Here is a 2,052-nt window from a genome sequence, read left to right as displayed (position 1 = left end):
TCCTGGCTGTTCAGCACGGACAGCGCCATGTCCAGATACTGGTCCTTCGGCATATTTGTGATCATATTGTTCTGCAGGCGGTTCATTAAATCCGGGATCAGGCGGTCATCCCTGGACGCCGCCTCTTTGGCTGCCTGTAAATAGCCCTGCAGATACTGCTTCTGCCTACCCATACGGCTGACCGCTGTCTGGGATTTGGTGATATCCCGGTACCTGACAAAAATCTCCGCCTGCTCACCCTGGAGGGTGACGGTTTCCCCCTTTTTCAACTCCGGATCCCGTTTTTCCAGGCCTTCGTCCCGGATGGTTACCGTCACTCCGCCCACCGCATCATTCAAAATCGGGATGGCGCTGATGTTCACCGCCGCATACCCGTCTATTTTCAGGTTCCCAAGTAAATTGGAAACCGCCTCTGTCATCAGTTCACAGCTCTCATTTCCAGACAGGTCAAACAGTGTGATCTCCGTCATGCTGTCCCGGGGGATCATCAGGATCTTCACCCGGTCCCTGGCCGCGTCCTGGGCCACTAAAAATACCCCGTCCGCCTGGCCTCCCTGGCCGGACGCCGTATGGGATTCCATCTCCCCTTTGGTGTCAACGCCGATACAGAGGATGGCACGCATGGCCGTGTTTCTGCGGTAGGTTTTTCCCTGGTAAAGGATTTCCCCTTTTCCGTTGTCCCGGCCTTCCTGTGCGGCTCCGTCCGGGGCTGCTTCTGTTAAACCTGAGCCTGCGGCTTCCTCATGGGCCGCCAGACGCTCTTTCGCCTCCTGGCTGGCCCGGTAAGAACGGTAACTGAATCTGCCAAACCAGCACAGAAAGCCAAGGACAAGGACAACCGCGCCTGTTATGTATAAATAGTTCTTCTGATTTCTACTCTTCATTTCCTCATGCCCGGTTTCCCGTCTCCTGCAAGAACCGCTATCACGGATACTCTTATCCCCATCCGGTTCCCATTCTGCTTATCTCTTATTCTTTGAGATTCCACTCTGCTTGTCTCTCATTCTTTGTGCTTCCATTCTGCTTGTCTCTCATTCTTTGCGCTTTCATTCTGCTTGTCTCTCATTCTTTGCGCTTCGATTCTGCCTGTCTCTCATTCTGCTCACTTTACAATTCGGTCCGTCGTTTGTTCCATTTACTTCTTGTTTCCTGTTTCTCGTTCTCTGTTTCTTATTTTCTGCTTCTTTTCTTTATATTTCATCTGCCTTGTTCATTCCCGCTTTTCCCGGCCCTCTCCCGGTTAGCCACCGCTTCGTGTCAGGATGCCCCTCTATGAAACAGCACCACATACACGGTCTGGATCAGCAGACGGATGTCCAGCCACACCGACCATTTGTCGATGTACTCCAGATCCAGGCTCACCACCTCTTCAAAATCCTGGATATCGCTCCGGCCGCTCACCTGCCATAATCCGGTGATTCCCGGTTTCAGGCTCAGACGCCTCTTATGATGCTCTTCATACTGCAGGAACTCGTCTTCCGTAGGCGGTCTCGTTCCCACCAGGCTCATTTCCCCTTTTAACACATTGAAAAACTGGGGGAATTCATCCAGGCTGGTCTTTCGTAAGAACTTCCCTACCTTCGTGATCCGGGGATCATCCTTCATCTTGAACATCAGGCCCTTCATTTCATTCTTTTCCATCAGCTCCTTTTTCCGCTCTTCTGCATCCATATACATAGAACGGAACTTATAGATGGAAAATCGTCGGCCATTTCTTCCGATCCGGACCTGTTTAAAAATGGCTGGCCCGGGGGATTCCAAATGGATCGCCGGTATGATCACCATGCTGAGCAGAACCGTTAGCAGAGATCCTGCCACCCCGCCGATTACATCCATGGCCCGTTTTACAAACAGTTCCGTCGGTTCAAAGATTCTCGGGCTGTAGGTCAGCACGCGGTAGGCCCCAAACCGCTCAATTGCTTTTTCCTGATGGTCGTAGGTATCTACCGCCACATGGGTTTCAATCCCCATAGTTTCCAGGCGCACGATAAACCCGTTCACTTCTTCCCTGGTGCTGTAAGGCAGGCATAACAGCGCCTCATCAATCACCTG

The 2,052-nt window shown here is 52.1% G+C and carries 2 protein-coding genes; both read right to left on the bottom strand.

Features of this window, described 5'->3' with window-relative positions; translation table 11 throughout:
- Positions 1-884 (bottom strand): LCP family protein (locus tag GPL15_RS17360; protein WP_215699958.1); only part of this gene is annotated, 884 nt, incomplete at its 3' end.
- A gap of 373 nt (positions 885-1,257) precedes the next feature.
- A partial coding sequence (locus GPL15_RS17355; protein ID WP_215699957.1) for a sugar transferase occupies positions 1,258-2,052 on the bottom strand: 795 nt, incomplete at its 5' end.

The organism is Clostridium sp. MCC353, assembly GCF_018785315.1.
Lineage (GTDB): Bacteria > Bacillota > Clostridia > Lachnospirales > Lachnospiraceae > CHH4-2.
This window is presented reverse-complemented; position numbering and strand designations above follow the sequence as displayed.